Raw genomic sequence first — 25,384 nt, forward strand, 5'->3', positions numbered from 1 at the left:
TACCCGATGCTTGATTTCGCCGCAAAAGCATTGGCCTGGGCCTGTCCAATCATGATACAATGACAACAGTTTCCGATAAGGAAGGGATGGACATAACGATGGATTTAACGCAAGCAAGCGCAGCCAACATGGAATATATGATTGAGGCGATCAAAACGAAGCTGCGGATGGCCAGTGGAGCTGCCATGCAGGCTTCGGCTTTCCCACTTGAGAAGTATGAAGATTTGTTTGACCTGTATGAGATGGTCCTGGGCAAGGAACATCTGAGTATCTCTGAAGTGGAAGCTGTCGCTTCCGAACTGGGTAATCTCCGCAAATCCTAGGCATTGCCCATGGAAAAGAGGACCTGTCCTCCACATCACAGTGGAAACAGGTCCTTTTGCGGTTGTTTTTTCGTCAAGGCAAATCCACCAATACAAATTCAGCAGTCTCGCTGCCTGTACCTGTAATTTGCAGATCACAGCTTTTGCGGATTCGTGCAGCATCACCCGGCTTGAGATTGAAGTTACCATCTGAACATACAATCTCAATGTGACCACTAATCAGAAAGAGATGTGTACGCCTATCTTCATGTTGAGAGTACATTAATTTTTTGCCGGATTCCAGATGGGATAGATAGCAAGTTACATCCTGTGAAATAGGCAATGCTCCTTCGGCTCCTTCTCCCCCTTGTCCCGATACAATCGGACAAAGACGGTTCAGATGCTCCTGAGCCTCCACACGACGATTGGTATACGCTGGCTTCAGCATGCGCTGGGAAGGCAAGAACCACATCTGTATGAAGCGTACCGGTTCATCCTCTGACGGGTTAGTCTCTGAATGTTCTACCCCGGTACCCGCACTCATGACCTGAACCGTTCCCGGTTCCAACAATTGCTCTGTTCCCATGCTGTCCGTATGTTTCAACGTACCTGATATTACATAACTAACAATCTCCAAGTCATGATGTGGATGTCGCTTAAAGCCTTCCTGCGGCATCAGTGTGTTGTCATTATGAGCCAGAAGACAACCAAAATGGGCATTGCTTGGATCATCATAGTCCGCAAAGGAAAAGCTGAATTCACTGTGTATCCAACCTCGATCCGACGTGTGCCTTTCTTCCGATGTCACTACTTTAATCATGTTCATCCACCTCCAAGGGTTTAAAACTGCCGCACTTTCGCAACAGTTCTTGCGTGTATATTTAGAATTCTATAGATTAATACCAGTTGGTATGTCATCTTTACCCGTGGTCCGGGAATTCTAATCACGCCCCTTGCATATGGTTATACGCTTTCTTCTGTTGAGTGAAGCTTGAATTCGCTATCTGCCCGCCCTACGACTTTACCTGCGTCATTCCGAATGTCAGGTGGATATACTTCTGCCAGTCGTTCAATGGTTTTCCGATTGCTATACCCAATCTGCTCCAGAATGGATTGGGCAATAAAGGCCCATTCTTCTTCCGAACCGTCAAGCACTTTGAACGTAATTCCGAGGCGTTCCTTTTTCAGGGCAAAACCAAACACACCCTTGAAACCGCCTTTGGCTACAATGTTGCTGTCTTCAAGCAGCACGGAATCCACACGCTGCGTTCCTCCTACCATTAATGGATATTCGTTCATGGCTCCAGTAATGGTCTCTACCGCGGAGCGTGTAGATGGGTCCTCGATCAGATCCGGGCAAGCCAGCTTCAGATATGCGTTCGACAATGCCGATAACGGCAACGAAAATACCGGAAAGCCGCAGCCATCCGTCCCAAGTTTAATCTCTTTCTGTTCAATCCCTGCCATATAGGCCATGGTCTCCAGAATTTCACGCTGTACTGGATGCTCTGGCTCTGCATAACTTCCCAAATCGGCCTGTTTCATCTGAGTGTATGCGAGAATGCCTAGATGTTTACCGGAGCAGTTGTGGAGAATACGACGCTTCTCTCCTTGAGCACGCAGCCATTGATTCCGGCTTTCTTCATTTAGGGGATAACTCGGTGCGCAAATCAAGCACTCTTCACCCAATCCTATTTTGCTTTCTAACTGCTCCAGCACCTGAATATGCATCGGTTCCGATCGGTGCGAGGAAGACATGATGGCAATTTCCTGAGATGTAAGGCCATAATGACCGGCAATACCAGCCCGAATCCCCGGAATGGCCTGAAAAGGTTTGGCGGAGGAACGGGTAAACGCTCTAAAATGAGGATCGCCGGCTGAATATACAACATTGCCGTTCTCATCCGTAATGCTTATGTGTCCGTAATGGGCGCATTCCATAACGCCCGCACGGTATTCTTTAATTAACAGGGCACTCTCCATGCGAGTTCTCTCCTTTATACTCCCGAATTCATCTCTGCTTTGCGTCACGACGCCGCATGGGATATCTTAAATAGTATAGTACAAAAGCGACGTTTTTACAGTTTTTTCGACAGACATTTCGGGTAATCCTTTATCAATCTTTATCTACCTACTACCATCGCTGAAGGAGATATTCATTTATGCTGCGCAAAACGCATTCACCCACTTCCGGATTAGCTAGCAAAACTTCGGTACGTCCACTGCTCAATTGGGCTGGTGTCGGAATTATAGCCAGCGTTTCGGTCGTCTTCTTGCTGGCGACTCTGGGAGCGTTGCTGGGTAACGATGTTATCCTTTCATTGGATGATCGTATCCAGCAGTTGTTTTATCTGAACTCGGATTCACGTCTTCATCTGTTGCCTTTCATTTCATTCATTACTGCGCTCGGTTCTTTCAGACTTTCTGCCATGGCAGCTATCGGTTTTTCAATTCTACTCTTGTGGCAGCGTCGTCCTCGTTTCCTCATATATGGATATGCGTTACTCAGCAGTTTTGCCATGATGTGGATCCTCAACACCTTATTGAAGGAAATATTCAAGCGGAGCAGACCTGAACTGGATCATCTGTTGGTCGTACACGGATATAGTTTTCCAAGTGGTCATGCGATGATTTCGATGGGTTTTTACGGAATGCTCTTTGTCATCTGGGCGATTGAACGACATCAACGGGCATCTGGAGTTACTCTGCCTGTCCTCTGCGGAATATTGTTTATATTCCTGATCGGTATCAGTCGCATTATGCTGGGGGTACATTATCCAACTGATGTCTTCACCGGATTCGCCGCTGGTCTGGCTTGGATCTTCTGCATGATTAAGGGGATTCAACGTTCCGTCTGAATTGTATTATCCTACAATTTCCAGTACATTTCTCCCTACATTGATTGTTTCACCTGGAAGCACGGCGTTTATATACGAAGTAAGCAAACGCGAACAGACACCATCCTACATCAAACAAAAAGGAGGCGGTTGTTATGTGGGGTATCATTATCAGCATTGTTATGGCAGTCATTATCGGTGTGATTGGTGATGCACTTGCCGGCCATAACATGCCTGGAGGAATCATCGGTGCAATGGTTGCCGGATTTGCCGGAGCCTGGCTGGGAGCACTCTTGCTTGGTAACTGGGGACCGGTCATCGGTAACTTTGCCGTAATTCCTGCCATCATTGGAACAGCGCTCTTTGTCTTTTTGCTGGGGCTTGTGTCCAGACTGTTCAGACAGGCTGCCTGATCGGTCAACAAGGTGTTCGTTGTTTCGTATCCGTTTCTTAAATTTGAAGAAGGAGTGATTTGACATGAATAAAACAGAAGAACAATATCCTGTACAAAGCGGTTCCACTTTCGCCAAAGGAATTTTCATCGGAGGTTTGCTGGGAGCAGCAGCAGCATTACTCTTTGCCCCTAAACCAGGGCGCGAATTGCGTGGTGACCTTTCCGAGAAAGTGGGGATCGTTACAGATCGCACAAAAGAAGTTGCAGCGGTTGTCGGGGATAAAGCTTCCGAACTGGCTAAAACGGTCTCTTCCAAAACTTCTGATATTGCAAAAACGGTAAACCAAGGCCGTAATGACGTTATGGACTCCGTAAGAAAAGCTTCCGCTGATGTGGCGAATGAAGCATCCAAAGCGTCGGACGAAGTGGCTGCCGCTTCTGTAGAAGCAAAGGAAGATGCACGTAAAGAATTGAACTCGACCAGCCTGTAAGGCTTGTTGATCGAGTGACCAATAGCCAGCTGTATTCCAGCTGGCTATTTTTTATCCACTGCGAGATTAAAGGAGGAAGAACATGAGTAAAGTCACAATGAACGGCAATACGCCCATTACCAGAGGAAAACCCGCACAACAGTATGATACAACAGAACACCCTTTTGAATTGCGTCATGAGGTCAAACGTCTGAACACACGGCTGGATCAGATTGCAGACAGTCTGGAAAAATCTCAAATCAAGGATATTATCGAAAACTACAGCAGTCCCAAAAAACGTATCATTACCAACTTCACCGCTGGTATGGCACGTGGTTTGGGTTTGACGGTAGGGACCTTCGTCGTTCTTGGTCTGCTCGCATTTATTCTCAGTCAATTCGTAAACATGCCGATTGTGGGACAATATATTGCTGACTTACTGGGATACATTGAAGATTACAAAAAATAAAAGGCACAGGGTGAGGCTGGCAACGTCATCGCTTTCGATTGCCATTGGCATGCTTCTCTGTTTCTTTGGCCGACGGCTGGGAGGCCTTCACTTTGAGCAGATCCCCTGTCCAGCCCTTCATCATCATCCATACATACATGCCGATCATGCTAATGATTATAAGCGCAAGGACGAGTACAACACCCCATGTTTTGTCGATCCAAGGCAGATTCTCGAAGTTCATTCCCCAGATGGCTCCTGCAGCCGTTGCCGGCGTGAATACCGAGGTTACAAGGGTCAGTGTCTTCATAATCTCATTGCCCCGCACCCCTGAAATGGCATTATCAATGGAGATCAGTGTATCAATCTCTGTCTCATAATGTTTGAACAAACGCTCCATCCTTTCGATCCGGTGCTGGAGCTGCTGGAAAAAGCGATTCTCTTTCAATTCATCAAGGTAGGCTTCCCTGGCGGCGGCTATCAGCTCGGAATACGGAATGAACAGATTACTCCAATACAGCAACTCAAATCTAGCCGCAAGTATCTGATCCATCAACGTGCGAGCATTGCGGGATTCCATCGTCCGCTCCAATTCCCTCAGATTCATCTCAAAATGATCCATACCCACATGGTAATAATGCAATATGGCACGAAAGAGCACAAACATGCCGTCCCTTGCTTCACTGCACTGTTGTAACATGGCTGCACGTTCACCTGTATTCATAATCCCTCTGGTATTGTCATCTACATTCAAGGTAACCAGTCTTTCTTGATCCACATAGAAAAACATCTGATTATCTTTACGTTGATCGTTTCTTTCATTCTTGACCGCATATAATAATGACCCGAATATCACGGGCTCCGTGCCGTTCATGAAGCGGACGGACAGGTAGTTGGACTCTACCTCCGGTATTTTGCGAAGCCAGTACTGCATTTCTGGAAATACGCTCGTTAGTTCCTCCAAGGCATCAGCCATACTCTCCTGATCAGGTGCCACCCAATCCCACCATTCCCAATGGTCTGAGTAGGTAAGCTTGTCCCGACGCGCTTCCAGCTTGACTTTATCCACAATCACAAACATCCACTCCTGCATTCATACTGTTCATTAGAAAATCATTGATCCCAAAAAAAGGACACGTATGCATTCCATTGGAATCACGTGTCCTTCTCTATGCCGTGCTCAATATCATCACCGATCTGCATCTCATAATAATGAAGCATTCGACATAATCTGTTTTAATTTCTCAGTGGCTCGCTTCTGGATACGGGATACACTCATTTGGGAGACTCCCAATTTCTGAGCAATTGCCCGCTGCGACTGACCATCCTGAAATGCCAAAATAAGCACCTTTTGTTCCTGTTCCTTCAACTGTCCCAATGCCTGCTGCAAGTCCATCCGCTTCTCAACCGAATCGAAGTCATTCACATCAGAACTGATCAGTTCGCCCAAAGTGGCCGCACTCTCATCCTGTGATAGCGGAGAATCCAGTGACACATAATGGTAACATTCCCGACCAGCCAAGACTTCGATGGTTTCCTCAGGGGTTAAATCCAGGTATTCAGCAATCTCGTTCACACCTGGTGAACGCTCCAGCTTCACTGTCAATTCATCAATGGCATGCTGGACAAGTGCTCCCTTTTCCTTAATTCTGCGGGGCACCTGAATATACCAGGACTTGTCCCTCAAATAATTTTTCATATGACCGATCATGCTCTTCATGGCATAAGGTTCAAACGGAATACCGAGATTGATATCGTATTGCTTAAGCAAACGAATCAGAGCCATCTGCCCGGTCTGATACAAATCCTCATACAGATCGGGTCGATTCCGCGCAATTTTACCTGCTGCCATCTTCACCATCGGTTCATATTTGCGGATAAGAACTGTTGCAATTTCGTTATCCTGGGTTTGCTGGTATTCCCAGATCAAACCTATAGCTTCAGACATGGACTCTGGGGGAGTCACTTTTTCATTCATACTTTCTCCTCACTTCTTGCAAGACGTTTTACGAGTACTACTTTCGTACCTTTGCCCGTCTCACTTTCCACACTGACATCGTCCATCAGAGCTTGCATCAGGTAAAATCCAAGTCCACCGATTTGGGCATCTGTCAGCTCTTTGTCGTGAAGGCCTGCACGGGATACCGCCGGGTTAATGTTCTCGAAGCTGGCACCTTCATCTTTGACGGTAATAGCCAGCGTGTCATTATCCACTTCGAACACAACCTCAACCATGCCGCCTTCGTGTGAGTAAGCATACAGTACAGAGTTATTACAGGCCTCGGATACAGCAACCTTCATATCCTCAATGTCCTCATAAGAAAATCCCATTTTGGACGCAACACCATATAGATTGAGTCTTACAATATCAACGTAATCAGCTGTCGCCGGTAAATTAAGGGTGACTCTTTGAACTTCTGCATTCATTCCTTTTTCGATCCTTTCCTATTGGGAATTCTTCTGTGAGACAAAGAATTTGGCAATACCCGTCATATCAAAAAGTTTCTGAATTTGCGCAGGAACTTCCTGTACTTCAAAGCGAGCTTCCATTCCATGCCGTGCTTTCAGAACAGATAACAGGATACCAATGCCTGTACTATCGATGTACTTCAAGTCTTGCATGTTAATGATCAAATCTTGTTCCTTGTTGTCCACGAGCGGCTCCATCACCAAACGGAATTCAGGAGCAACCGACAAATCCAGTTCGCCAGTCAGATACACCGTGCACACGCCGTCATGTGTTTCTGTTCTTGCATTGAATTTTTCATTTTTATTTGTATTCATTAGACATCTCTCTCCTGATCAATGGTTTCTTTACCTAATAACCCATCTACAGCAAATATGAAACAGTAATCGAATTAGAAAATATTTCAATTGGCCTGATTTATGGCCGATGCGTTGGATTTGAACACTTGCCTTTCTTCCTGAAATCGGGACAACTTCTGTTTCACATTGCCCATTTTTACAGGTTTGCTGATGTAATCGTCCATACCTACAGTGGAACATCGCTGTTGAATACCATCCATGACATTGGCGGTCATCGCTACAATAACCGGCTGCTGGTCTTGAGGAAGGCTCTCACGAATTCTGCGAGTACACTCCAATCCATCCATCACGGGCATTTGTAAATCCATAAATATATAATCATAGTTGCGGTTCGCCAAAACCATCTCCAGCGCCTTCTTGCCATCTTCGGCGATATCTGCGATGAGTCCAAGCTTGCTCAGCATAATTGACATTAGTTTCTGATTAATAGGGTGATCATCAACGATTAATACGCTTGGATGCATTTCATAATTTTTTTTAATGTCCGTAAGCTGAACGTCCCCCATACCTGTCGTCAGCTCAGTTTCGACATACCGCTGCGCCTGAATAGTAAATACAAACGTTGCACCACGCAGCTCCGACGTATCTAGATATATCTTTCCACCCATCATTTCAACGAGCGTTTTGCATATAGCCAGCCCCAGACCGGTTCCACCATATTTGCGCGTCATAGATGTATCCAGTTGGGAAAACGGCTGGAACAGACGGTCTACTTTGTCTGGTGCTATACCTATTCCTGTATCTTTCACAGCAAACTCCAGCGTCATTCGCCCGTCTTTTTCCTCATTAACGGATACGATCAGATACACGCCGCCATGGTCCGTGAACTTGATGGCATTGGCAATCAGATTCAGCAAAACCTGACGCAGTCTTGCCATATCTCCATAGATCAATTCGGGTACCGAATCTTCCAGGAAATATTCCAACTCAATATTCTTTTTGCTGGCTTCTGCCGCGAACAGTCTCAATACTTCACTAATACAGGAAACAAGTTCGAACGGATGCTCTTCCAACTCCATTTTGCCGGATTCCATCTTGGTGAAATCAAGAATATCGTTAATCACCGTAACAAGTGCATCGGCACTGCGACGAACAATGTCCGCGTATTCCTTCTGATCTTCCTTCAGATCCGTTTCCATCAACAGATCAACCATACCGATGACGCCATTCATCGGCGTACGAATCTCATGACTCATCATGGCAAGGAACTCGGTCTTCGCGTTTGCAGCGATTTCCGCTTCCTCTTTAGCCTGAATGAGCTGCTGATTCATCTTCTCCAGTTCCTGCGTCTTCTGATGCAGCAGCATCGTCTGTGTTTTCAAACGTTTATTCGTGATAAACATTTCTACAAAGCCCTCAATTTTGGATTTCAAAATCTGAGGGATAAACGGCTTGACCATATAATCAATGGCCCCTGCGGAATAACCTGCAAATAAGTGCTCTGCCTCTCTGCTATTTGCAGAGATGAAAATGATCGGCACGTCCTTAGACTTGTCACGCGCCTTGATTAACTTTGCTGTCTCAATTCCGTCCATCCCAGGCATCTGCACATCCAGCACAATGACCGCAAATTCGTCTTTCAGCAAACAGCGAAGTGCCTCTTCCCCGGAGGTTGCCTTGACGAGCTTGTACTGTTCCGATTCCAGAACCGCTTCGAGAGCGAGCAGGTTCTCGGGGCGGTCATCTACCAATAATATGTGGATTGGTTCATTGAGCCCCATGACTAAGCTTAACCCCCTATTTAATCTTCCGGTATATTTTTTCCGTCCGGTCTAACGGCTCGTAAGCATCGCTGAATTCCGTAAAATGTATGGATTCCTTAGATCCCAGAACAAGGATGCCGAAGTGGCTCAAACTTTCATGAAAAAGTCCGTGTACATGGTTCCGCAGTTCATCATTGAAATAAATCATGACATTGCGGCAAAAGATCACATTAAACTCGTTAAAAGACCGGTCTGTTGCCAAATTATGTTCGGCAAAAATAATATTTTTCCGTAAATAAGGATGAAATATAACGGAATTATATTTCGCGGTGTAATACTCCGAAAATGCGCGGGTGCCCCCGGCTTCCAGATAATTTGTAGTATATAATTTCATTTTCTCAATGCCATATACGCCTTCCTTGGCCTGTTGCAATGAGCGGTCATTCATATCTGTTGCGTATATTCTTGCCTTGTCGTACAGTCCTTCCTCATGCAGCATAATCGCCATGGAATAGACTTCTTCCCCTGTAGAACAGCCAGCATGCCATATCCGGATATATGGATAAGTCCTCAGTACAGGAATAATCTGTTCCCGAAAGAACCGAAACAAGGTTGGATCACGAAACATTTCCGTTACAGGGATGGACAGATTCTGTACAAAACGATCAAATGCAGAACGGTCATGAAGTACTTTCTCCTGTAAACCCGAAATGGTCTTCAGTCCTTCGGCATGTACATAATGCCAGATTCTGCGTCTTAACGACGGTAACGCGTAGTTCCTGAAATCATATCCATATAAACGGTGCATACCTGCCAACAGCAACTCGATCTCGATCAGTTCACGCTCTTCGTCTTGCGGCATGCGGATCGATTCTGCCTCCGCCTCGGTAGGTTCCCACGGTGTCATATTTTCTCTCCACTTCTTCATTTGTTACTTGCGTAATAGATGTATTGTCTTTCATTACCCAAACTATCGGGTTACGAATACAGCCATACCCGCATTAAGGATAACAATTGGTCCGTTTGGATCGGTTTTTTCACATAATCGGATGCTCCAGCCTCAATACACTTGCCACGGTCATCTTTCATAGCTTTTGCGGTTAAGGCAATAATTGGCAATTTTTCGAATTTCGGTATCTGTCTGATTCGTGTCATGGCCTCATAACCGTCCATCTCCGGCATCATCATATCCATTAATACCAGATCAATTTCCGGGTTCTTATCCAGAATCTCCAGAGCTTCACGGCCGTTCTCCGCAAATGTCACATCCATGCGATAGCCTTCAAGCACGCTTGAAAGGGCAAATACATTACGGATGTCGTCATCCACAAGCAATATTTTCTTACCTTCAAACAAGGTTTCCTTATTATGCAGCTTCTGCAGAATTCGACGCTTGTCTTCCGGCAGGTTAGCTTCTACTCGATGCAAGAACAAGGTCGTCTCATCAAGCAGACGTTCTGGTGACTTCACGTCCTTGATGATAATGGACTCCGCGTATTTACGAAGCTTCATCTCTTCTTTGCTGTCCAGCTCTTTGCCAGTATAAATAATGATCGGCAGATCATTCAGATACTGATCGTCCCGAATCTGATCAAGTAACTCGAATCCAGTCATATCTGTCAGCATCAAGTCCAGAACCATGCAATCATAGCGTTGACTGTGCAATTCATTCAAGGCCTCACTGCCCGTGGACACTGCTGTGATTGCGACATCATCGTGGCCAATCAGTTCAATGATGGCTTTCCGCTGTATTTCATCATCTTCCACAATCAATAGTCGTTTCAATTGATTCTCTGTATAGGATTCGATATGCGAGAAAGCTTTATCCAGCGAATCTTTACTGGAAGGTTTTTTCAGATAAGCAATGGCTCCCATCATTAGCCCTTGTTTCATATCATCAATTACCGAAATAACATGTACCGGGATATGACGTGTCGCCGAGCTGCTTTTCAGTTCACCCAGAATCGCCCAGCCATCCATCACAGGCAACTGAATATCGAGGATAATTGCATCCGGCAAATATTGACGGGCCATTTCGAGTCCTTTGTCTCCCTGAAGCGCCACGATAGCCTTAAATCCTCTGCCTCTCGCCATATCCATCAAAATATGCGCAAAATTCACATCGTCCTCAATAATGAGGAGAATCTTGTCACCTTCCAAGAGGTTCTCCTGATCATCTTCCAGTTGTTCAAGCACAGGTGAGTCCGATTGAGGCAGCTCCATAAATGAACTACTTTCCGGATCAGGTGTGAGTACGGTCTGTCTGCCCGAACCCATCATCCGTGAGTTTCTTCCAAAGTTTTCACTCTCAGAAGCAGCAGCGGCTTCTCTTGCCGCATCGTCCACCTGAACCTCCTCATCGTGATTATCTGGCAGGAGCAAGGTGAAGCAACTTCCCACACCTTCGGAAGACTCTACCTGGATAGCACCGCCAAGCAGGCGGGCAAGTTCGCGACTGATGGACAGTCCCAGGCCCGTTCCGCCATATTTGCGGCTGGTTGTACCGTCCACCTGCTGGAATGCTTCAAAAATCAGATCCGTTTTGTCCGAAGGAATTCCGATCCCGGTATCCTTCACGGTAAATCCTACATATTCCTGGTTCGTATTCAGGTACCCTGGAAGCTCTTCAATTTTCATCTTCCGTCCAATCAGGCTTACAGATCCCCGGTTGGTAAACTTGAACGCATTCGACAACAGATTCCGCAAAATCTGCTTGACGCGATGGCTGTCGGTATATACCCATTCCGGCAAATTGCTGTCGAATTCAATGTTCAGGTTGAGTTCTTTTTTATTAGCCATTGGGCCAAAATTCTGTTGAACAAAGCTGGTCAGTTCTTCCATTCGCACCGTTTCATAATTGATATCCATTTTGCCTGCATCCACCTTGGACAGATCCAAAATTTCATCAATCATTTTCAGCAAGTCGGCACCGGACATATAGATCGTCTGTGCATATTCCTGCTGTTTAACACTCAGATTTCCATCCTTGTTCTCAGATAACAATTGGGACAGAATCAAAAGACTATTAAGTGGTGTACGCAGTTCATGCGACATGTTTGCCAAAAATTCCGACTTGTACTTGCTCGTCATCGACAATTGCATGGCTTGCTGTTCCAACTGTGTTTTGGTTATCTCAATCTCGTCGTTCTTCTCTTCCACTTCACGCACCTGTTCTTCCAGTGCGCGAGTCTTGGCAATCAGCTCGGTATTAAAGTGCTCCAATTCTTCCTGTTGACGCTGCAACAGCTCCTCAGAACGTTTGAGGGCCCCCGTCTGTTCTTCCAGATTCTCATTGGAACGGCGTAACTCCTCTTGCTGTGTCTGAAGCTCTTCAGATTGCACCTGCAATTCCTCGGTGAGCGCCTGGGATTCACGCAGCAGCTCCTCCACCCGCAAACGGCGACGAACGTTGTTGAGAATGACGCCCAGATTCATAATCAGCTGCGAGAACAGCTGTGTATGCAGATTCGTGAACCCTTCAAACGAAGCCAGTTCGACAACGCCAATCAGTTCATCCTCAAATACGACAGGGTAGATCATCACACCAGAAGCACGCGATGACCCCGTTGCTGATCCGATGTTCACATAATCCTCCGGGGTTTTTTCCAGAATAATTGGCGTCATATCCAATGCGGCTTGGCCAATTAATCCCTCGCCGATACGGTAAACCTCTTTGCCAACATCTTCATTCTCTTCAAATGCATAAGCACCATAACGTCTCAGTTCGTCCGGATGCTTCTCTTCGTCGATCAGGTATACGACACCCAGTTGAGCTCCAAGTACAGGTGTAAATTCACTGATGAACATCTGTGAAATCTGGCGAATTGAACCTATGCCCCGCAACAATTCCGGAACTCTGGCTATGTTCGAACTCATCCAGTTCTGATCTTGCTGTGCTTGTACATAAGCTTTCTCGATTTCCAGTTTCTCTTCCAAATCATTGGAGACATCCTTGAACACCCTGGCAATCTGACCGATCTCGTCAGTGGACTTGACCTGTATACGCCGAATGGTTCGATAACGGCCTTTACCAAAACTGTTGATCATCATGGACACGGTGTTCAGACCACGTGTAATGCTTGGCAGTACCCACATAATGACACCCAATGCGAGTAGCAATCCGGCAATCATGATGGCTACTGTAATCTGTACCGCGCGCATATAGGCTGCGTTCGCATCCTTAATCTCGGTATCTATCTCCTGGTCCTGATAACGGGACAGGGCATTCAGGCTGTCTACAGCTTCCTTTTGTACCGCCAAACCGGTTGAATTCCGGTAGTTATTGGCATCCTCTGCCCGATTCTGAGACATAAAACTGACCTGTCTTGCGGCATAAGCATTGTAAGCTGCCCAGGCCGTATTCACACGATCCACCAGTTGATGCTCTGGTGCGCTGTCCGCCCGATTCCGAACTTCCTCAAGGTAGCGTTCGCCCTTTTCCTGCATTTCCTTCAAATCACCGTCTGCAGCACTAATCGAATTATTGGGATTAAGCAACAAGTTAGCCAGCACTTTGGCTATATCATTGACCTCTCCACGTGTAGCAGAAGTATATCTGACTTTGAGGTATCGCTCCTGATACATCTGATCGATCTGTTGATTACTGCTGTTAAGCCGTTCGTAACTCACAAACGTAAGCACGATCATAATGGCCATCAGAGCTGTAAAGCCAATCAGCAGTTTATTTCTGATCTTCATTCAGCTTCGACCCCTTTATTTAAGGTAATCCATACCAAACATTTATCATCATCCCGCTCCTGCGGAATTTCATCATCGAAGAACAACGCCTGCATGGCCGCTTCATCCCACTCGTGGGAACCCGCCAGTTGTTCCTTTAGAAAAGCCTGCTGCATTTCCTGATCGCCCTGAACGGCTTCAGTTAAACCATCCGTATAAAGTGCAATGTGCCCATCGCCTTCATAGTGAATCGTCTGTGGTTCAATATCCATCTTGTCGAACAGACCTACAGGACAGCAGACGCTGTCAAACGTTGTCACACTTCCGTCGTGACGGAAAAAGAGTGCTGGCGGATGCCCTGCGTTAACATAATCAATACGTTTCATTCGTGTATCTACTACCAGATATATGGCTGTAAAATAGTACTGCACCAGCTGTTTTTCTAGATGCAACTGATTAAAGCGACGATTCAACTCCTGAATAACCTTCTCCGGGTCTACATACGTTGTAACGGTGTCTTTCAGCACGGAAGCAATGAACATGGTAAATAGTGATGAAGATATCCCATGCCCCATCATATCCAGCAGCAGGACTCCATATCTGCCTTCACCAAGTGGGTACCACGAATACAGATCACCCGCAAGTTCAAACGAAGGTTTATAAATAGCATTAACGTGAAACAACGGATCTTCAATAGCGGGACTTAACACAGCATTCTGTACCATTGCCGCAAGTTTCAGTTCATCCTGAATCCGTTGGTCACGCTCTTTATGCCAGTCCTTCTCTTGCTTCAGACGAAGCGCAAGACGGATTCTGGCCATCAGTTCGACTTTGTTAATAGGTTTGGTCACATAATCGGATGCACCTGCATCCAACGCCTCGGCTAATTTCTTGGAATCTCCGATCGCGGTTACCATAATAATAGGTATATCCTTGAGATTTTCAAATTTCTGCACAATGCTGCATGCTTCGATTCCGTCCATCTCCGGCATCATCATATCTAGCAAAATCAGGTCAATATCCGACGGCTTGGGACGAAGTTCATTGTTTTCCTCACCAATCCCAAGGACTTCAAACATCTCCATGGCAGAACTTGCCGTTACAATGTCACGATAGTTTTCTTTTTTCAGAATTTCTCGAATGATAATGACATTCGTCGGATTGTCGTCAACAATAAGTATTCTCATTTCTATCTCCTTATCTGTGGCGTCCGGGTTTGTCGATTCTTATCAGGTCAGCTAACAACCTTAATTATACAAATTTCGCATACAACACAGCGGTAGACATAATAATTCCTAGTATAACTATAATCGTATTATCAGAAAACTTCTATCAGTAAATGGCACCATCGCAGGAGAATTCCCCCGCTTGTTACCCTGTTTTTGCTGCGTTCTGATCCCGCTTCCAAACTTGCAAAAACATAGATAAGGAATGGGGATATCCCCATTCCTTATCTATGTTTTTGGTTAAGCATTCTGCGTTATCAACTTGAAAGCTCTTTTGAATGATGCAAAATACTCGATTCTGAAGCTTGTCCATTTTCAGAGGGCTCCAGCTTACGTGTGTGTATCGGCTAAGCTATTCTTTCTTTTTGGCAATCACAAGTACTTTGCCTTTATCGAGTTCACTCTCGTAAAAATCTGCCTCAGCTTCGGTGAAGCCCATCGAAACAATTTTGGCCCGGAGTTCATCACCGCGGGAGCGGAACAGATTCGCCAAGGAATCAAATACGCCTTCTTCCTTGATGCCAATCTCTTTGGCATCTGCCGTATCGGCAATCCGATCTGTACGATCCTTTTCATGGGCTAGAACGAAGATATGATCAGCAAGGTATCCGGTAATCTGCAATTCTTTCACCGCTTCTACCGCTTGGACTCCGTTTTCTACCACTTTTGCATAAGCTTGCGCATTGGTTGAATTCATCGTTTCCACTCTCCTCTGATTGATCTTCTTTATCGAGCTACTTAGTATATAACCATACGATATCGGGTTGAAACGCTTCTGGATTAACCAATCCTAGGAAACCGATTCATCAAAGAGGTCTATTCCTTCAATATGATTGGAGCCTGGTTTCATATAAACCTTCAGCGCCTGACTTCCTCGAAGAAATACTTCTCCATCCTCTGCTACATAATACGGCTTGCCTAACACATCTCGAATGGCTTCAATATTCATATCAATCCATTCCTGATTAAGCTTCAGACGTTTCTCGGATGAATCAATATGCACATAATTGACCACTCCTGTATCTTCGCAGAGCCCAACCGTTACATCTTTGAATTGGTACTCAGGGCAACCCAGATAAGGATCATGTTCCTTATGAACCGGTTTGCCTTTATTGGCTAAAATATCATCGATGCTGTCATCCAGAGAAATGCCATTCAGAGTCCGAAAGTGCTGGACAGGTCCGGATCGATCAGCAGCCAGAATGATCTCTGGTGTCTCCTCTTCCACTACCGTCCATTGCATATCATGAGCAGCGGGTACCGCTGCCGGTTGAACGGAAAAGGGAGAAATTACGCTAAACATAACAAGCAGTATTTTCATCATGATTCTCACCCTTTCATCAGGTTCATCACCGCTCTGAAGACATCTATTAATTACAAAACGGTCATGCTATTTCCGCATACGTTGCCATACATTAGCGGCTACATCCACATATTTCAGCCAGCTTTTCCCGCCTTTGGCATCATCATGATATGTAGCTTCATAGGATTGTAGTGTCCGATCTGTCGGTGTAGCAGGCGGCGTCTGTACTACATTGTCTACTTCTGAACGTTTGCTCTGTTCACTGCTGCTGCGTTTCGTCTGAAACTTGGCCATCAAAGTGGATGACACCTGCTTTGCTGCTTCCGTTACTTCGTTCAGTACTTCTCCCAGATTTTGTACAGATTCCATAACGGGATCAATTTGTTTCATTTTGTGCTGCACATCAACCGTAATATCATTGGCATGCCTTACCGTCTGTTTGACTTCATAACTAAGCTCATCAATGGTCTTCTGAACTTCCTGCAGTGTCTGTGACACATTGTCGAGTGAACCCTGAGCAGACTTCAAGGTACGGATTAAGAAGAATACAAGTACTGCAAATGCAATTGCAATTAAAGCCACACTAATTTGATAGATCATAAAAGAACCTCACTTTCCAGTATAAATCGGTTTTGTTATTGCTTAGTTACCCGACCAATTCCGAGGCGAAACAAATAGGATATCAACGGTAAAAACAACCCCGGCTGGTAAAATATCGCAATGTTTCAACCCGAAAGGCCTCGGTTAAAGAACAACTACACACGGCAGTGAGACGAACACTTCTCGCTACCAAGTTCTATAAACGAAAGGATGATACCCATGTTGAAATGGTCGGTACTATTTCTAATTATTGCTCTTGTTGCAGGTATTTTCGGATTCTTCGGTATTGTTGAGGCAGCTGCATCCATTGCCAAAGTACTTTTCTTCATCTTTGTTGTACTGTTCGTCATCTCCCTGATTACGGGACGCAGCCGAATGCGATGAATGGGGCTTCCCAAATATGAACAACACTCGATACATACAAAAGCCTATCGTGCTTGCAAAAGCCGGTAGGCTTTTGTGCGTTCATAATATCTTTTTTGCAACAATTGTTCCCCAAGGACATCGCGACTTATCTCTATTATGTATTACGCTCCCTTCTGGTCTATTCCATCGCTTCTCCCCGATTACATCATAAAAACAGGACCATTATGACATAGCCAACCCGGTTTTCTCCCACCGAAGTATGATATTTACAGGCTCTCCCTATACCCACATATGCTCCAGTTGACACTGGAGAATCCAAGAAAATATTGTTATAATTTGTGATTCACAAGTGAGCTTGCTTGGTTACTTTTAACACAGGACAACAAATTACATACCTAACCGAGGAGGAAAAACAAATGAAAAAAATCGTAAGTTTTGCCGCTGCTCTGACTTTGATGGGTTCCATGGCTGCAGCCGCAGGTGCTGAGGAAGCGGTTACCGGAACGGTAGCTCCAGAAACAGGAACACAGGCAACCACAACAACGCCGGCTGTTGAAGTGAACAAACCTGCTGTAGACACTGTAGAAGGCACAGCTGAGACCGTAACTGGCACAACAGAAGACACAACGGGTACAGAAGGTACTTCAACGACTACTGAAACAACAGCTCCAACAACTGACGGAAAAATGTTCGATGAGCCTGTTGTAAAAGCAGGAGATGAGGTGCTGGTCCCTACGATGCTGCTCAACCTTTTGGAGCGCACATGGTTCTATGATGCACCTAATGGCAAACCAATCGGTGCACTGGGTTCCCAAGTCATCGATACGACAGGTGAAGTTGTAGATGGATTCGATGGCGGTCAATGGGTACAAGTATATACGTGGAAAGGTAAAGCTTGGATCCACGTTGCTATTCAATAGTATCGTATAATCGTTCTAACGATAAGTAAAGAGGACAGCACGCAGGCAGCGGCTGTCCTCTTTTTCATTTCAAATGCGCTTATTTCCGGTTTATCCCTCCCGGTTTCAAGGGCTTCCCGTCGTGCCTTCTTCCATCTTCGGCTCCACATGCACATGTACATGCATAATATTATGTGAACGTTTCAAGCGCTCTTCAACCCGGTCACAGATCTGATGACCTTCGATCAGGCTCAGTCCTCCATCCACCTCAATAACCACATCTACCAGTACATGACTGCCGTGCACACGCGCTTTCACGTCCTTGATCATTTCCACACCAGGAACCCGAGCCACAGATGATCTTAGGTCTGTCAGTTCTTTCTGATCAAATCCGTCTGTCAGACGATGTGTTGAATCCCGAAAAATCTCCCAAGCTGTCTTACAGATCAACAGACCTACAGCAATTGCAGCTACTTTGTCCAACCAAGGAAGACCAAATTGTGCACCGATGATTCCGACCGCAGCCCCTATGCTGACCCAGGCATCCGAACGATTATCTTTGGCCGCGGCCATCAGGGCCTGACTGTTAATTTGCTTGGCAAGACGGTGATTGTAGCGATATACGCCTAGCATCACTACCGCACAGACCACAGCAACTGCTGCGGCCCAAAGATTGGGAGCAACAAAATCTCCTTCATACCAGGAACGAACAGCTTCAACCAGCACCTGCAGGCCGACCATAGCCATAATAAATGAAGCAATCAGAGCAGCAACCGTCTCCGCTCTAAAATGACCATAGGCATGATCCGAATCGGGTGGTTTCTGGGATATCCGAAGCCCGATCAACACAGCAACGGAAGCAACAATATCCGTAAGGTTATTAAAACCATCCGCCAGCAAAGCGCTGGAAGCAAATAAATATCCACAGATCAGTTTAAAGGCGGACAAGACGAGATAGGCCACGATACTGACCCAAGCCCCGCGCTCCCCTTTGCGTATTTCTTCATAGGCGTTCAAACCGGGCGACACTCCTTTAACGTTTCGTATTACGGTTGTTCCATGTTACCAAATGCGTACCATGTGGGTCTACAGAAACAGTGTTGCCAAGCTGCATTGCTGTAGGGAAGCCGAAACAAAGTTGCCAGACCGCAGGGCTGTAGGTGAAGAGAAAGAATGTTGCCCCAGTCAAAAAAGTGAAGGATTCCAGCATTTTATCAGGTTGCCCTTGTGGGGCTTTTGTAAAACGTATAAAATGAGTACATCCCGTCCAAATTGGACGGCTTACTGTAAGACCGGGAGGGAAACAACGATGAGCGATAATAACGAACCGAAAAAGGTCAGTTTGCAGGATGCCATACGCCAGAAACTGGCGCAGAAGAAAGAACAGGCAAACACAGGTAACCAGTCCAGTGCCTATTTTGAAGGCGGACCCAAAGCAATGAAGAGCCAAAACAACAAAAAGCCTAACAATCAGCGCCGCCGTACTGGCGGATCCTAGACCGCAAGAAGCTCTTGTATGAGAGTCTCTATGGTTACAGGATCACCCTGTATGACCAAAAAAAGAACCGCAAGCCTCCTCTGGAGAGCTTGCGGTTCTTTTTTCACTTTATAAAAACAAACAGTTTAACCATGTTAACAATACTCGATGTAAACAGATTAGCTTATCTTAAGCCTCTACTGGGTACATTTTGTTACGCAATTCTTTAATTTCGTCACTTTCCAGATACTCATCATAGCTCATTTGGCGATCAATGATGCCGTTTGGCGTGATTTCGATAATCCGGTTAGAAATGGTTTGAATGAACTGATGGTCATGCGATGTAAACAGCATGGTGCCGTCAAAATCAATCATACCGTTGTTCAGTGCGGTAATGGACTCCAGATCCAAGTGGTTCGTTGGCTCATCCAGAATCAGGGCATTGGCGCCAGTTTGCATCATTTTCGCCAGCATACAGCGAACTTTCTCGCCTCCGGAGAGTACACTTGCTTTCTTCAGGGATTCCTCTCCTGAGAATAGCATACGACCCAAGAATCCACGCAGGTACGTTTCATCCTGATCTTTGGAATATTGACGAAGCCAGTCCACGAGGCTCATATCTACTCCGTCAAAATATTTGGAGTTATCTTTCGGGAAATAAGCCTGGGTTGTGGTAATACCCCAAGTGTATTCGCCACCATCTGCTTCCGTTTCACCCATAAGGATATCAAATAACAACGATTTGGCATTGCCATTCGGGCCAACAAAGGCAATTTTATCCCCTTTATTCACTACAAAACTGAGATCATTCAGCATGTTCACACCATCAATCGACTTGCTGATACGATCTACGGTTAACAATTGTTTACCTGCTTCACGCTCAGGTTTGAAGTTAATGAATGGATATTTACGGTTCGATGGACGAAGGTCATCCAGCGTAATTTTGTCGAGCTGTTTCTTACGCGAAGTCGCTTGCTTCGATTTGGAAGCATTCGCAGAGAAACGTTGAATAAAGGCTTGCAGCTCTTTAATCTTCTCTTCTTTTTTCTTATTGGCATCACGTTGCAGAGCAAGTGCCAATTGGCTGGACTCGTACCAGAAGTCATAGTTTCCTACGTACAGCTGGATTTTACCAAAGTCGATATCCGCAATGTGAGTACATACTTTATTCAGGAAGTGACGGTCATGGGATACGACAATAACAGTACCTTCATAGTCCATCAAGAAGTTCTCCAGCCACTGAATGGATTCGAGATCCAAGTGATTGGTAGGCTCATCGAGCAGCAGGTTGTTTGGACGACCAAACAATGCTTGTGCAAGCAGGACACGAACTTTTTCGTTTCCGCTCAGTTCTACGATCTTCTTCTCATGCATGTCACGGTCAATACCAAGACCAATCAGTAGTGCTGCTGCATCCGGCTCTGCATCCCAACCGTTCAACTCGGCAAATTCACCTTCAAGCTCGCCGGCACGCAGGCCGTCTGCTTCCGTAAAATCTGATTTGGCATACAGCGCATCTTTCTCTTTCATAATGGCATAGAGGCGACTGTGGCCCATAATTACCGTTTCGAGCACTTGAAATTCATCATATTCAAAGTGGTTTTGCTTCAATACGGCCATGCGTTCGCCCGGGGTGATGTGCACCTCTCCCGAGTTCGATTCAATTTCACCGGACAAAATTTTCAAGAACGTTGATTTGCCGGCTCCATTGGCGCCGATCAGGCCGTAACAGTTGCCTGGCGTGAATTTGATATTCACATCTTCAAAAAGTGCACGTTTTCCGTAGCGAAGCGTGATGCCGCTTGTACTGATCATTAAGCATACCATCCTTTATTTAATATTCTGCATACTGCATGAATAGCAACTTGCATTAATCATGGATTCAATATCCCGAAGCCTATTCTGGCACCATATTATAACACAAAAAAGCGGCAAATTCGAAAATTGGCCGCTTTTTAATCGTTAAAGATTTGGTAAATGTACTGTTCATGCGGGTATACCCTTACATTAGCATATCTGGATCACTTTTGTTAGTCTTGTTTACTTTTCTCGTGCCGGATGCGGAGCGTCTCGCCATGTCCCAGTACCCGAATACGTTCGGCGTTGATTCCCAGTCTTTCTCGTTCCACGTCCATTCGATCGAGTGCTTCCTTGGGTGTGTCATCCGCCAGCTTAAATGTTCCATAATGCATAGGGACCATAAGCTGGGAACCCGTTTCTACAAATCCCTGCAACGCTTCTTCCGGCGTCACATGCTGGGATGTCATAAACCATTCTGGATCGTACGCTCCGATTGGCATCAGGGTGACACCGATATCGAAGCGTTCACCGATCGTTTTAAATCCCTGAAAGTATCCTGTATCTCCTACAAAATAAATAACCGGCGGGCCGCCATTAGGATGATCAGCCGATGCCTCTATTGGATCATCCGTTCCTTCTGCTCGGGAATTTTCATGATCATGATTTTCGCTCATCGCAGCACTCTCCTCAGACGGAATGACTGCCGGGTGATTCTGCTCGAATACATAACCGCCCCAATGGGACGTGTTGGTATCAAATAAGGTTCGGCGCGTCCAGTGCTGCGCAGGTACAAAGGTTATTTTGACACCGCCAAGCGTAATATGTTCCCACCATTTCATCTCATGACACCGATGGAATCCTTTGCGCACCATTTTGCGTTTGAGACCATCGGGAACAATGAGCAGCGTCTTGGCTGTGACCAACTTCCGCAGCGATGCGAGATGCAAATGATCATAGTGGGAATGTGAGATCAAAATGACATCCAGAGGCGGAATATCCTGAATCGGAATGCCAGGGGCACCGAGCCTGCGCTGAAATCCCATTTTCTCGGCCCAGACCGGGTCTGTCACGATGTTTAGTCCATGATATTGAATAAAGAACGTGGAATGCCCGATCCAGGTAATCGTTGTTTCAGCCCGGTTGGCGTGGAGGTAATCCAGTTCAGGTGGGTGCTTGGGCACGGTGTAGGAATAATCCTTAACTTTGCTGCGCCGTTGCTCCCTCCATTGCTTGAATTCCTTCAGCGTTTTGTCTGTACTTACATTATCAATGTTGTTATAACGGATTTTCGGCATGAAAGGGCCCTCCTCCCCTCCTCGTATCTTAACAAAAGATTACCCCGAATTGGAAAGTACGTACCAACGAATCAATCCTTTGGATTTGTGCACTTCGCCAAGTAGACGAACAAAAACGCAATTGCAGCCACGATGATCAGTGGTGGGGCGTACATAATCGTAAAGGTCTCAAAAAAACTTAATCCCGTTATACCCGGAATACCTGTCACTCCCGCGTCAGAGCTGAAAAACAACCGTGGAAGCATGATGAACAGCATGTTGGGAAGCATGAACGGACTCATCCTTTCTTTTTGCCAGCATTACCCCGCACATAATTGGCATCAAACAGAAACAGCTTCATAATGAGCACGAGTGAAGGAATGAGCACCAGCAATCCCAGGCTGAACGCCGTAATGAGCGCAATACCCATCGTCTTGTTCGTAAAGCTGTCGTATATATTAATGTACGGATACAGAATGTATGGAAGATGCGAGCGCCCATAGCCGTACCAGGCAAAGGCAAACTGCAGCATGACGGCGATAAAGCACCAGCCCAAATATTTACGTTTCCATATTAGCGAGACGGCGATCACAAAACAGATAAAAGATGCGATAAACATCCATGAGATATTCAACATCTGCTCAAAGTGTGCAGGATTCTGTTTGTTAATTTGCAAAAATGCCAGAAAGCTGGCGAAGATCGTAGGCAGGCTCCATAGGAGCGCATACTCTCGAAGAACTTCAAACGCAGTCTCATCCTCCGCCCGCTTGGCATAGTAGGAAAGAAACATCGCTGAGATATACAGCACACTTACCAGAGCAAGCAATACAACAGACCAGGTATACGGATTCGTCAGAAACTCACGCCAGCGAAAAAATACCTGATCACCTACCTCCTCAATAATTCCACCTTCGGATATCGCCAAAATGGTGGAAAACACCGCCGGGATCAGCAATCCCGTCGCTCCGTACAATGCCATGTAGATTCGGCTGTTCTGCCCATGATTCCCATAGGTATTATAGGCGTAATACACGCCCCGAATCGCAAGCAGCACAATGGCCAATGAACCTGGAACAAGCAACGCTGTCCCATAATAAAAAGCGCTATCCGGATAAAATCCGACCAGACCGACAACAAAAAATATTAGAAACACATTCGTCACTTCCCACACGGGTGAGAGATAGCGCTGAATAATGTTATGGATTTTGTTCTCGTGTCCGCTTAGTATGCTGTAAAAGCTGAAAAATCCGGCTCCAAAATCAATTGAAGCCACGATCAGATATCCAAATAAAAACGTCCATAAGATCGCGATGCCTGCAATTTCAAAGCTCAATGCACGATCCCTCCTTCCAAGCCGAGAGACTCCAGTTCCTTCTCTGCTTCCTTGTTACGGAACAGCTTGCTGAGTACCCGAATCGCTGAAAAGCAAAGGATTAGGTACAGCAGTATAAACAGAACCAGCATCCAGCCTACGGAGGATGATGTTGTTGCTGCTTCCGACACCTTCATGTAACCGCGCAATATCCAGGGCTGTCTGCCGACCTCGGCGAACATCCAGCCCAGCTCAATGGCAATCATGGCCAGTGGCCCAAGCAGGACGATGCCGAGCAAGAGCCATTTGGGATAAGGCTTGCGCCCCGGCAGCCAGCGCCGGAACACATAGAGCACCGGAATCAGCAGAATGATCACGCCGGTCGTTACTTTCAGGTCAAACATATAGTGAATGGACAACGGCGGCCTCAGATCGGCCGGAAATCCTTCCAGCCCTTTCACTTCCGTGTCGGGTCTATTTCCCGCCAGTATGCTGAGTGCATAGGGAATCTCAATGGCGTATTTCACTTCATTGTTCTCGTCAAGAATCCCCCCATAGACCAGCGGCGCCTTTGTCATCGTTTTGAAATGCCACTCTGCGGCAGCCAGCTTCTCCGGCTGGTATTTCGCCAGAAATTTACCGGAAGAATCTCCGATCATGACGGTGCTGACCGCAAATACGAGCGCACATACCGTTGTGAGTTTAAGTGCCTTTTTGTAATACACATGATCCCTACCCCTAAGCAAGCTGAATGCGGCGATGCCTGCCAATATACCCGCACTTAATGTGTATGACGAGGCGAGCACGTGGGATACCTTGGTCGGGGTAGCCGGGTTCAACATCGCAGCAATTGGATGGATGTCCTTCATGATGCCATTAATCAGGGTAAACCCCTGAGGCTGGTTCATAAAAGAATTCACCGTTGTAATGAATATCGCAGAGGCAGAGGAACCTAGTGCCACCGGAATCAGCAGCAGCATATGGGTATATTTCTTTTTGAAACGGTCCCATGTGTAGAGGTAAATGCCAAGAAAGATCGCCTCCACAAAAAAGGCGAACGTCTCCATAAACAGCGGCAGGGCAATCGCCTGCCCCGCTACTCGCATAAACATCGGCCACAGCAGGCTGAGCTGTAAACCGATTGAGGTGCCTGTAACCACCCCAACGGCAACGGTAATGACAAAACCTCGCGCCCATCTGCGCGCCAGCAAGGTGTAATGGATATCATTGGTGCGCAGTCCGCGCCATTCAGCCAAGGCGATCATGAGTGGAACGCCTACACCGATGGAAGCAAAAATGATGTGCACAAACAGGGTAAGACCGGTCAGCATCCGGCTGAGCAGAACAGGGTCCAGGGATGACATGGGGCTACACTCCTCTTTCACATAATCGTTATGTACGACTTCATACCACCTGTGTGATGAAATGCCTCAATAACTCATGATCCGGATAATACTTTTGACAACGGCA

The 25,384-nt window shown here is 46.1% G+C and carries 27 protein-coding genes; 8 read left to right on the forward strand and 19 right to left on the reverse strand.

The features are described 5' to 3' along the window. The first annotated feature begins 98 nt into the window (after positions 1-98). The gene (locus tag ACDJ58_RS25405; RefSeq protein ID WP_413373603.1) at positions 99-323 is read left to right on the forward strand and encodes a DUF1128 domain-containing protein; all 225 of its coding nucleotides are present in this window, start codon (positions 99-101) and stop codon (positions 321-323) included. 73 nt (positions 324-396) lie between these two features. Here the strand turns inward: ACDJ58_RS25405 and ACDJ58_RS25410 are convergent, their stop codons facing one another. Together ACDJ58_RS25410 and ACDJ58_RS25415 are read right to left on the reverse strand one after the other, a co-directional pair. Then, a complete protein-coding gene (locus ACDJ58_RS25410) occupies positions 397-1,122 on the reverse strand; it encodes a pirin family protein (protein ID WP_413373605.1) in 726 nt (241 codons plus the stop codon). A 143-nt stretch (positions 1,123-1,265) separates the two neighbouring features. After that, positions 1,266-2,285: an asparaginase gene (locus ACDJ58_RS25415; protein WP_413373606.1), complete on the reverse strand. Its 1,020-nt coding sequence runs from the start codon at positions 2,283-2,285 to the stop codon at positions 1,266-1,268. A 179-nt stretch (positions 2,286-2,464) separates the two neighbouring features. On the opposite strand from ACDJ58_RS25415, the gene ACDJ58_RS25420 reads away from it, so the two are divergent. The 4 genes from ACDJ58_RS25420 to ACDJ58_RS25435 all read left to right on the forward strand — a co-directional run bounded on the left by ACDJ58_RS25420 (position 2,465) and on the right by ACDJ58_RS25435 (position 4,472). Further along, entirely contained in the window at positions 2,465-3,160 is a 696-nt protein-coding gene (locus tag ACDJ58_RS25420; protein WP_413373607.1) for a phosphatase PAP2 family protein, read from the forward strand. A 134-nt stretch (positions 3,161-3,294) separates the two neighbouring features. Further along, positions 3,295-3,552, forward strand: coding sequence for a GlsB/YeaQ/YmgE family stress response membrane protein (locus ACDJ58_RS25425; RefSeq protein WP_413373608.1), 258 nt, complete (start codon positions 3,295-3,297; stop codon positions 3,550-3,552). Between the two features lie 64 nt (positions 3,553-3,616). Further along, entirely contained in the window at positions 3,617-4,024 is a 408-nt protein-coding gene (locus ACDJ58_RS25430; RefSeq protein ID WP_413373609.1) for a YtxH domain-containing protein, read from the forward strand. Between the two features lie 97 nt (positions 4,025-4,121). Further along, positions 4,122-4,472, forward strand: coding sequence for a DUF5665 domain-containing protein (locus ACDJ58_RS25435; RefSeq protein WP_413379827.1), 351 nt, complete (start codon positions 4,122-4,124; stop codon positions 4,470-4,472). Positions 4,473-4,497: 25 nt separating this feature from the next. Here the strand turns inward: ACDJ58_RS25435 and ACDJ58_RS25440 are convergent, their stop codons facing one another. The 11 genes from ACDJ58_RS25440 to ACDJ58_RS25490 all read right to left on the reverse strand — a co-directional run bounded on the left by ACDJ58_RS25440 (position 4,498) and on the right by ACDJ58_RS25490 (position 16,786). Continuing rightward, complete coding sequence (locus ACDJ58_RS25440; protein ID WP_413373610.1) at positions 4,498-5,526, reverse strand: magnesium transporter CorA family protein; 1,029 nt, start codon at positions 5,524-5,526, stop codon at positions 4,498-4,500. Positions 5,527-5,655: 129 nt separating this feature from the next. Beyond that, positions 5,656-6,429: a sigma-70 family RNA polymerase sigma factor gene (locus ACDJ58_RS25445; protein ID WP_024631358.1), complete on the reverse strand. Its 774-nt coding sequence runs from the start codon at positions 6,427-6,429 to the stop codon at positions 5,656-5,658. Beyond that, a complete protein-coding gene (gene rsbW / locus ACDJ58_RS25450; RefSeq protein WP_063566601.1) occupies positions 6,426-6,878 on the reverse strand; it encodes an anti-sigma B factor RsbW in 453 nt (150 codons plus the stop codon). The genes ACDJ58_RS25445 and rsbW overlap by 4 nt, the downstream gene beginning before the upstream one ends. An 18-nt stretch (positions 6,879-6,896) precedes the next feature. Beyond that, positions 6,897-7,235, reverse strand: coding sequence for an STAS domain-containing protein (locus ACDJ58_RS25455; protein ID WP_053778980.1), 339 nt, complete (start codon positions 7,233-7,235; stop codon positions 6,897-6,899). Between the two features lie 86 nt (positions 7,236-7,321). Next, entirely contained in the window at positions 7,322-8,998 is a 1,677-nt protein-coding gene (locus tag ACDJ58_RS25460) for a response regulator (protein ID WP_413373611.1), read from the reverse strand. Positions 8,999-9,014: 16 nt separating this feature from the next. Continuing rightward, positions 9,015-9,887 carry a CheR family methyltransferase gene (locus ACDJ58_RS25465; protein ID WP_413373612.1) on the reverse strand — a complete coding sequence of 291 codons (873 nt, stop codon included), beginning with the start codon at positions 9,885-9,887 and terminating at the stop codon, positions 9,015-9,017. A 71-nt stretch (positions 9,888-9,958) separates the two neighbouring features. Next, positions 9,959-13,678: a response regulator gene (locus tag ACDJ58_RS25470; protein WP_413373614.1), complete on the reverse strand. Its 3,720-nt coding sequence runs from the start codon at positions 13,676-13,678 to the stop codon at positions 9,959-9,961. Further along, a complete protein-coding gene (locus tag ACDJ58_RS25475; RefSeq protein ID WP_413373615.1) occupies positions 13,675-14,844 on the reverse strand; it encodes a PP2C family protein-serine/threonine phosphatase in 1,170 nt (389 codons plus the stop codon). Before ACDJ58_RS25475 ends, ACDJ58_RS25470 begins: the two co-directional genes overlap by 4 nt. A gap of 391 nt (positions 14,845-15,235) precedes the next feature. Next, the gene (locus ACDJ58_RS25480) at positions 15,236-15,580 is read right to left on the reverse strand and encodes a general stress protein (RefSeq protein WP_064640589.1); all 345 of its coding nucleotides are present in this window, start codon (positions 15,578-15,580) and stop codon (positions 15,236-15,238) included. Positions 15,581-15,673: 93 nt separating this feature from the next. Then, positions 15,674-16,207, reverse strand: coding sequence for a hypothetical protein (locus ACDJ58_RS25485; protein ID WP_413373617.1), 534 nt, complete (start codon positions 16,205-16,207; stop codon positions 15,674-15,676). A gap of 66 nt (positions 16,208-16,273) precedes the next feature. Next, the gene (locus tag ACDJ58_RS25490; protein WP_413373618.1) at positions 16,274-16,786 is read right to left on the reverse strand and encodes a DUF948 domain-containing protein; all 513 of its coding nucleotides are present in this window, start codon (positions 16,784-16,786) and stop codon (positions 16,274-16,276) included. Positions 16,787-17,005: 219 nt separating this feature from the next. Between ACDJ58_RS25490 and ACDJ58_RS25495 the strand changes: the two genes are divergently transcribed. Together ACDJ58_RS25495 and ACDJ58_RS25500 are read left to right on the forward strand one after the other, a co-directional pair. Beyond that, positions 17,006-17,170, forward strand: coding sequence for a DUF1328 domain-containing protein (locus ACDJ58_RS25495; protein WP_017692264.1), 165 nt, complete (start codon positions 17,006-17,008; stop codon positions 17,168-17,170). Positions 17,171-17,568: 398 nt separating this feature from the next. Beyond that, positions 17,569-18,072 carry a hypothetical protein gene (locus ACDJ58_RS25500; RefSeq protein ID WP_413373620.1) on the forward strand — a complete coding sequence of 168 codons (504 nt, stop codon included), beginning with the start codon at positions 17,569-17,571 and terminating at the stop codon, positions 18,070-18,072. Positions 18,073-18,177: 105 nt separating this feature from the next. Here ACDJ58_RS25500 and ACDJ58_RS25505 read toward each other — a convergent pair whose 3' ends face one another. After that, a complete protein-coding gene (locus ACDJ58_RS25505; RefSeq protein WP_413373621.1) occupies positions 18,178-19,068 on the reverse strand; it encodes a cation diffusion facilitator family transporter in 891 nt (296 codons plus the stop codon). A 292-nt stretch (positions 19,069-19,360) separates the two neighbouring features. Here ACDJ58_RS25505 and ACDJ58_RS25510 point away from each other — a divergent pair, with 292 nt between their 5' ends. Further along, positions 19,361-19,549, forward strand: coding sequence for a hypothetical protein (locus ACDJ58_RS25510; RefSeq protein WP_063566591.1), 189 nt, complete (start codon positions 19,361-19,363; stop codon positions 19,547-19,549). Between the two features lie 168 nt (positions 19,550-19,717). Here ACDJ58_RS25510 and ACDJ58_RS25515 read toward each other — a convergent pair whose 3' ends face one another. From ACDJ58_RS25515 to ACDJ58_RS25535, 5 genes are all read right to left on the reverse strand, one after another. After that, positions 19,718-21,343 (reverse strand): ABC-F family ATP-binding cassette domain-containing protein, encoded by a 1,626-nt coding sequence (locus ACDJ58_RS25515; protein ID WP_413373622.1) that lies wholly within the window; start codon positions 21,341-21,343, stop codon positions 19,718-19,720. 215 nt (positions 21,344-21,558) lie between these two features. After that, positions 21,559-22,623 carry an MBL fold metallo-hydrolase gene (locus ACDJ58_RS25520; protein ID WP_413373623.1) on the reverse strand — a complete coding sequence of 355 codons (1,065 nt, stop codon included), beginning with the start codon at positions 22,621-22,623 and terminating at the stop codon, positions 21,559-21,561. 71 nt (positions 22,624-22,694) lie between these two features. Further along, on the reverse strand, positions 22,695-22,892 hold the full coding sequence (gene cydS / locus ACDJ58_RS25525; protein WP_413373624.1) for a cytochrome bd oxidase small subunit CydS: 198 nt from the start codon (positions 22,890-22,892) through the stop codon (positions 22,695-22,697). Positions 22,893-22,900: 8 nt separating this feature from the next. Beyond that, positions 22,901-23,935, reverse strand: a complete 1,035-nt coding sequence (locus ACDJ58_RS25530; protein WP_413373625.1) for a cytochrome d ubiquinol oxidase subunit II — start codon at positions 23,933-23,935, stop codon at positions 22,901-22,903. After that, entirely contained in the window at positions 23,932-25,278 is a 1,347-nt protein-coding gene (locus tag ACDJ58_RS25535; RefSeq protein WP_413373626.1) for a cytochrome ubiquinol oxidase subunit I, read from the reverse strand. Before ACDJ58_RS25535 ends, ACDJ58_RS25530 begins: the two co-directional genes overlap by 4 nt. Positions 25,279-25,384: the final 106 nt, after the last annotated feature.

This window comes from Paenibacillus taichungensis (genome assembly GCF_047302525.1).
Lineage (GTDB): Bacteria > Bacillota > Bacilli > Paenibacillales > Paenibacillaceae > Paenibacillus > Paenibacillus taichungensis_B.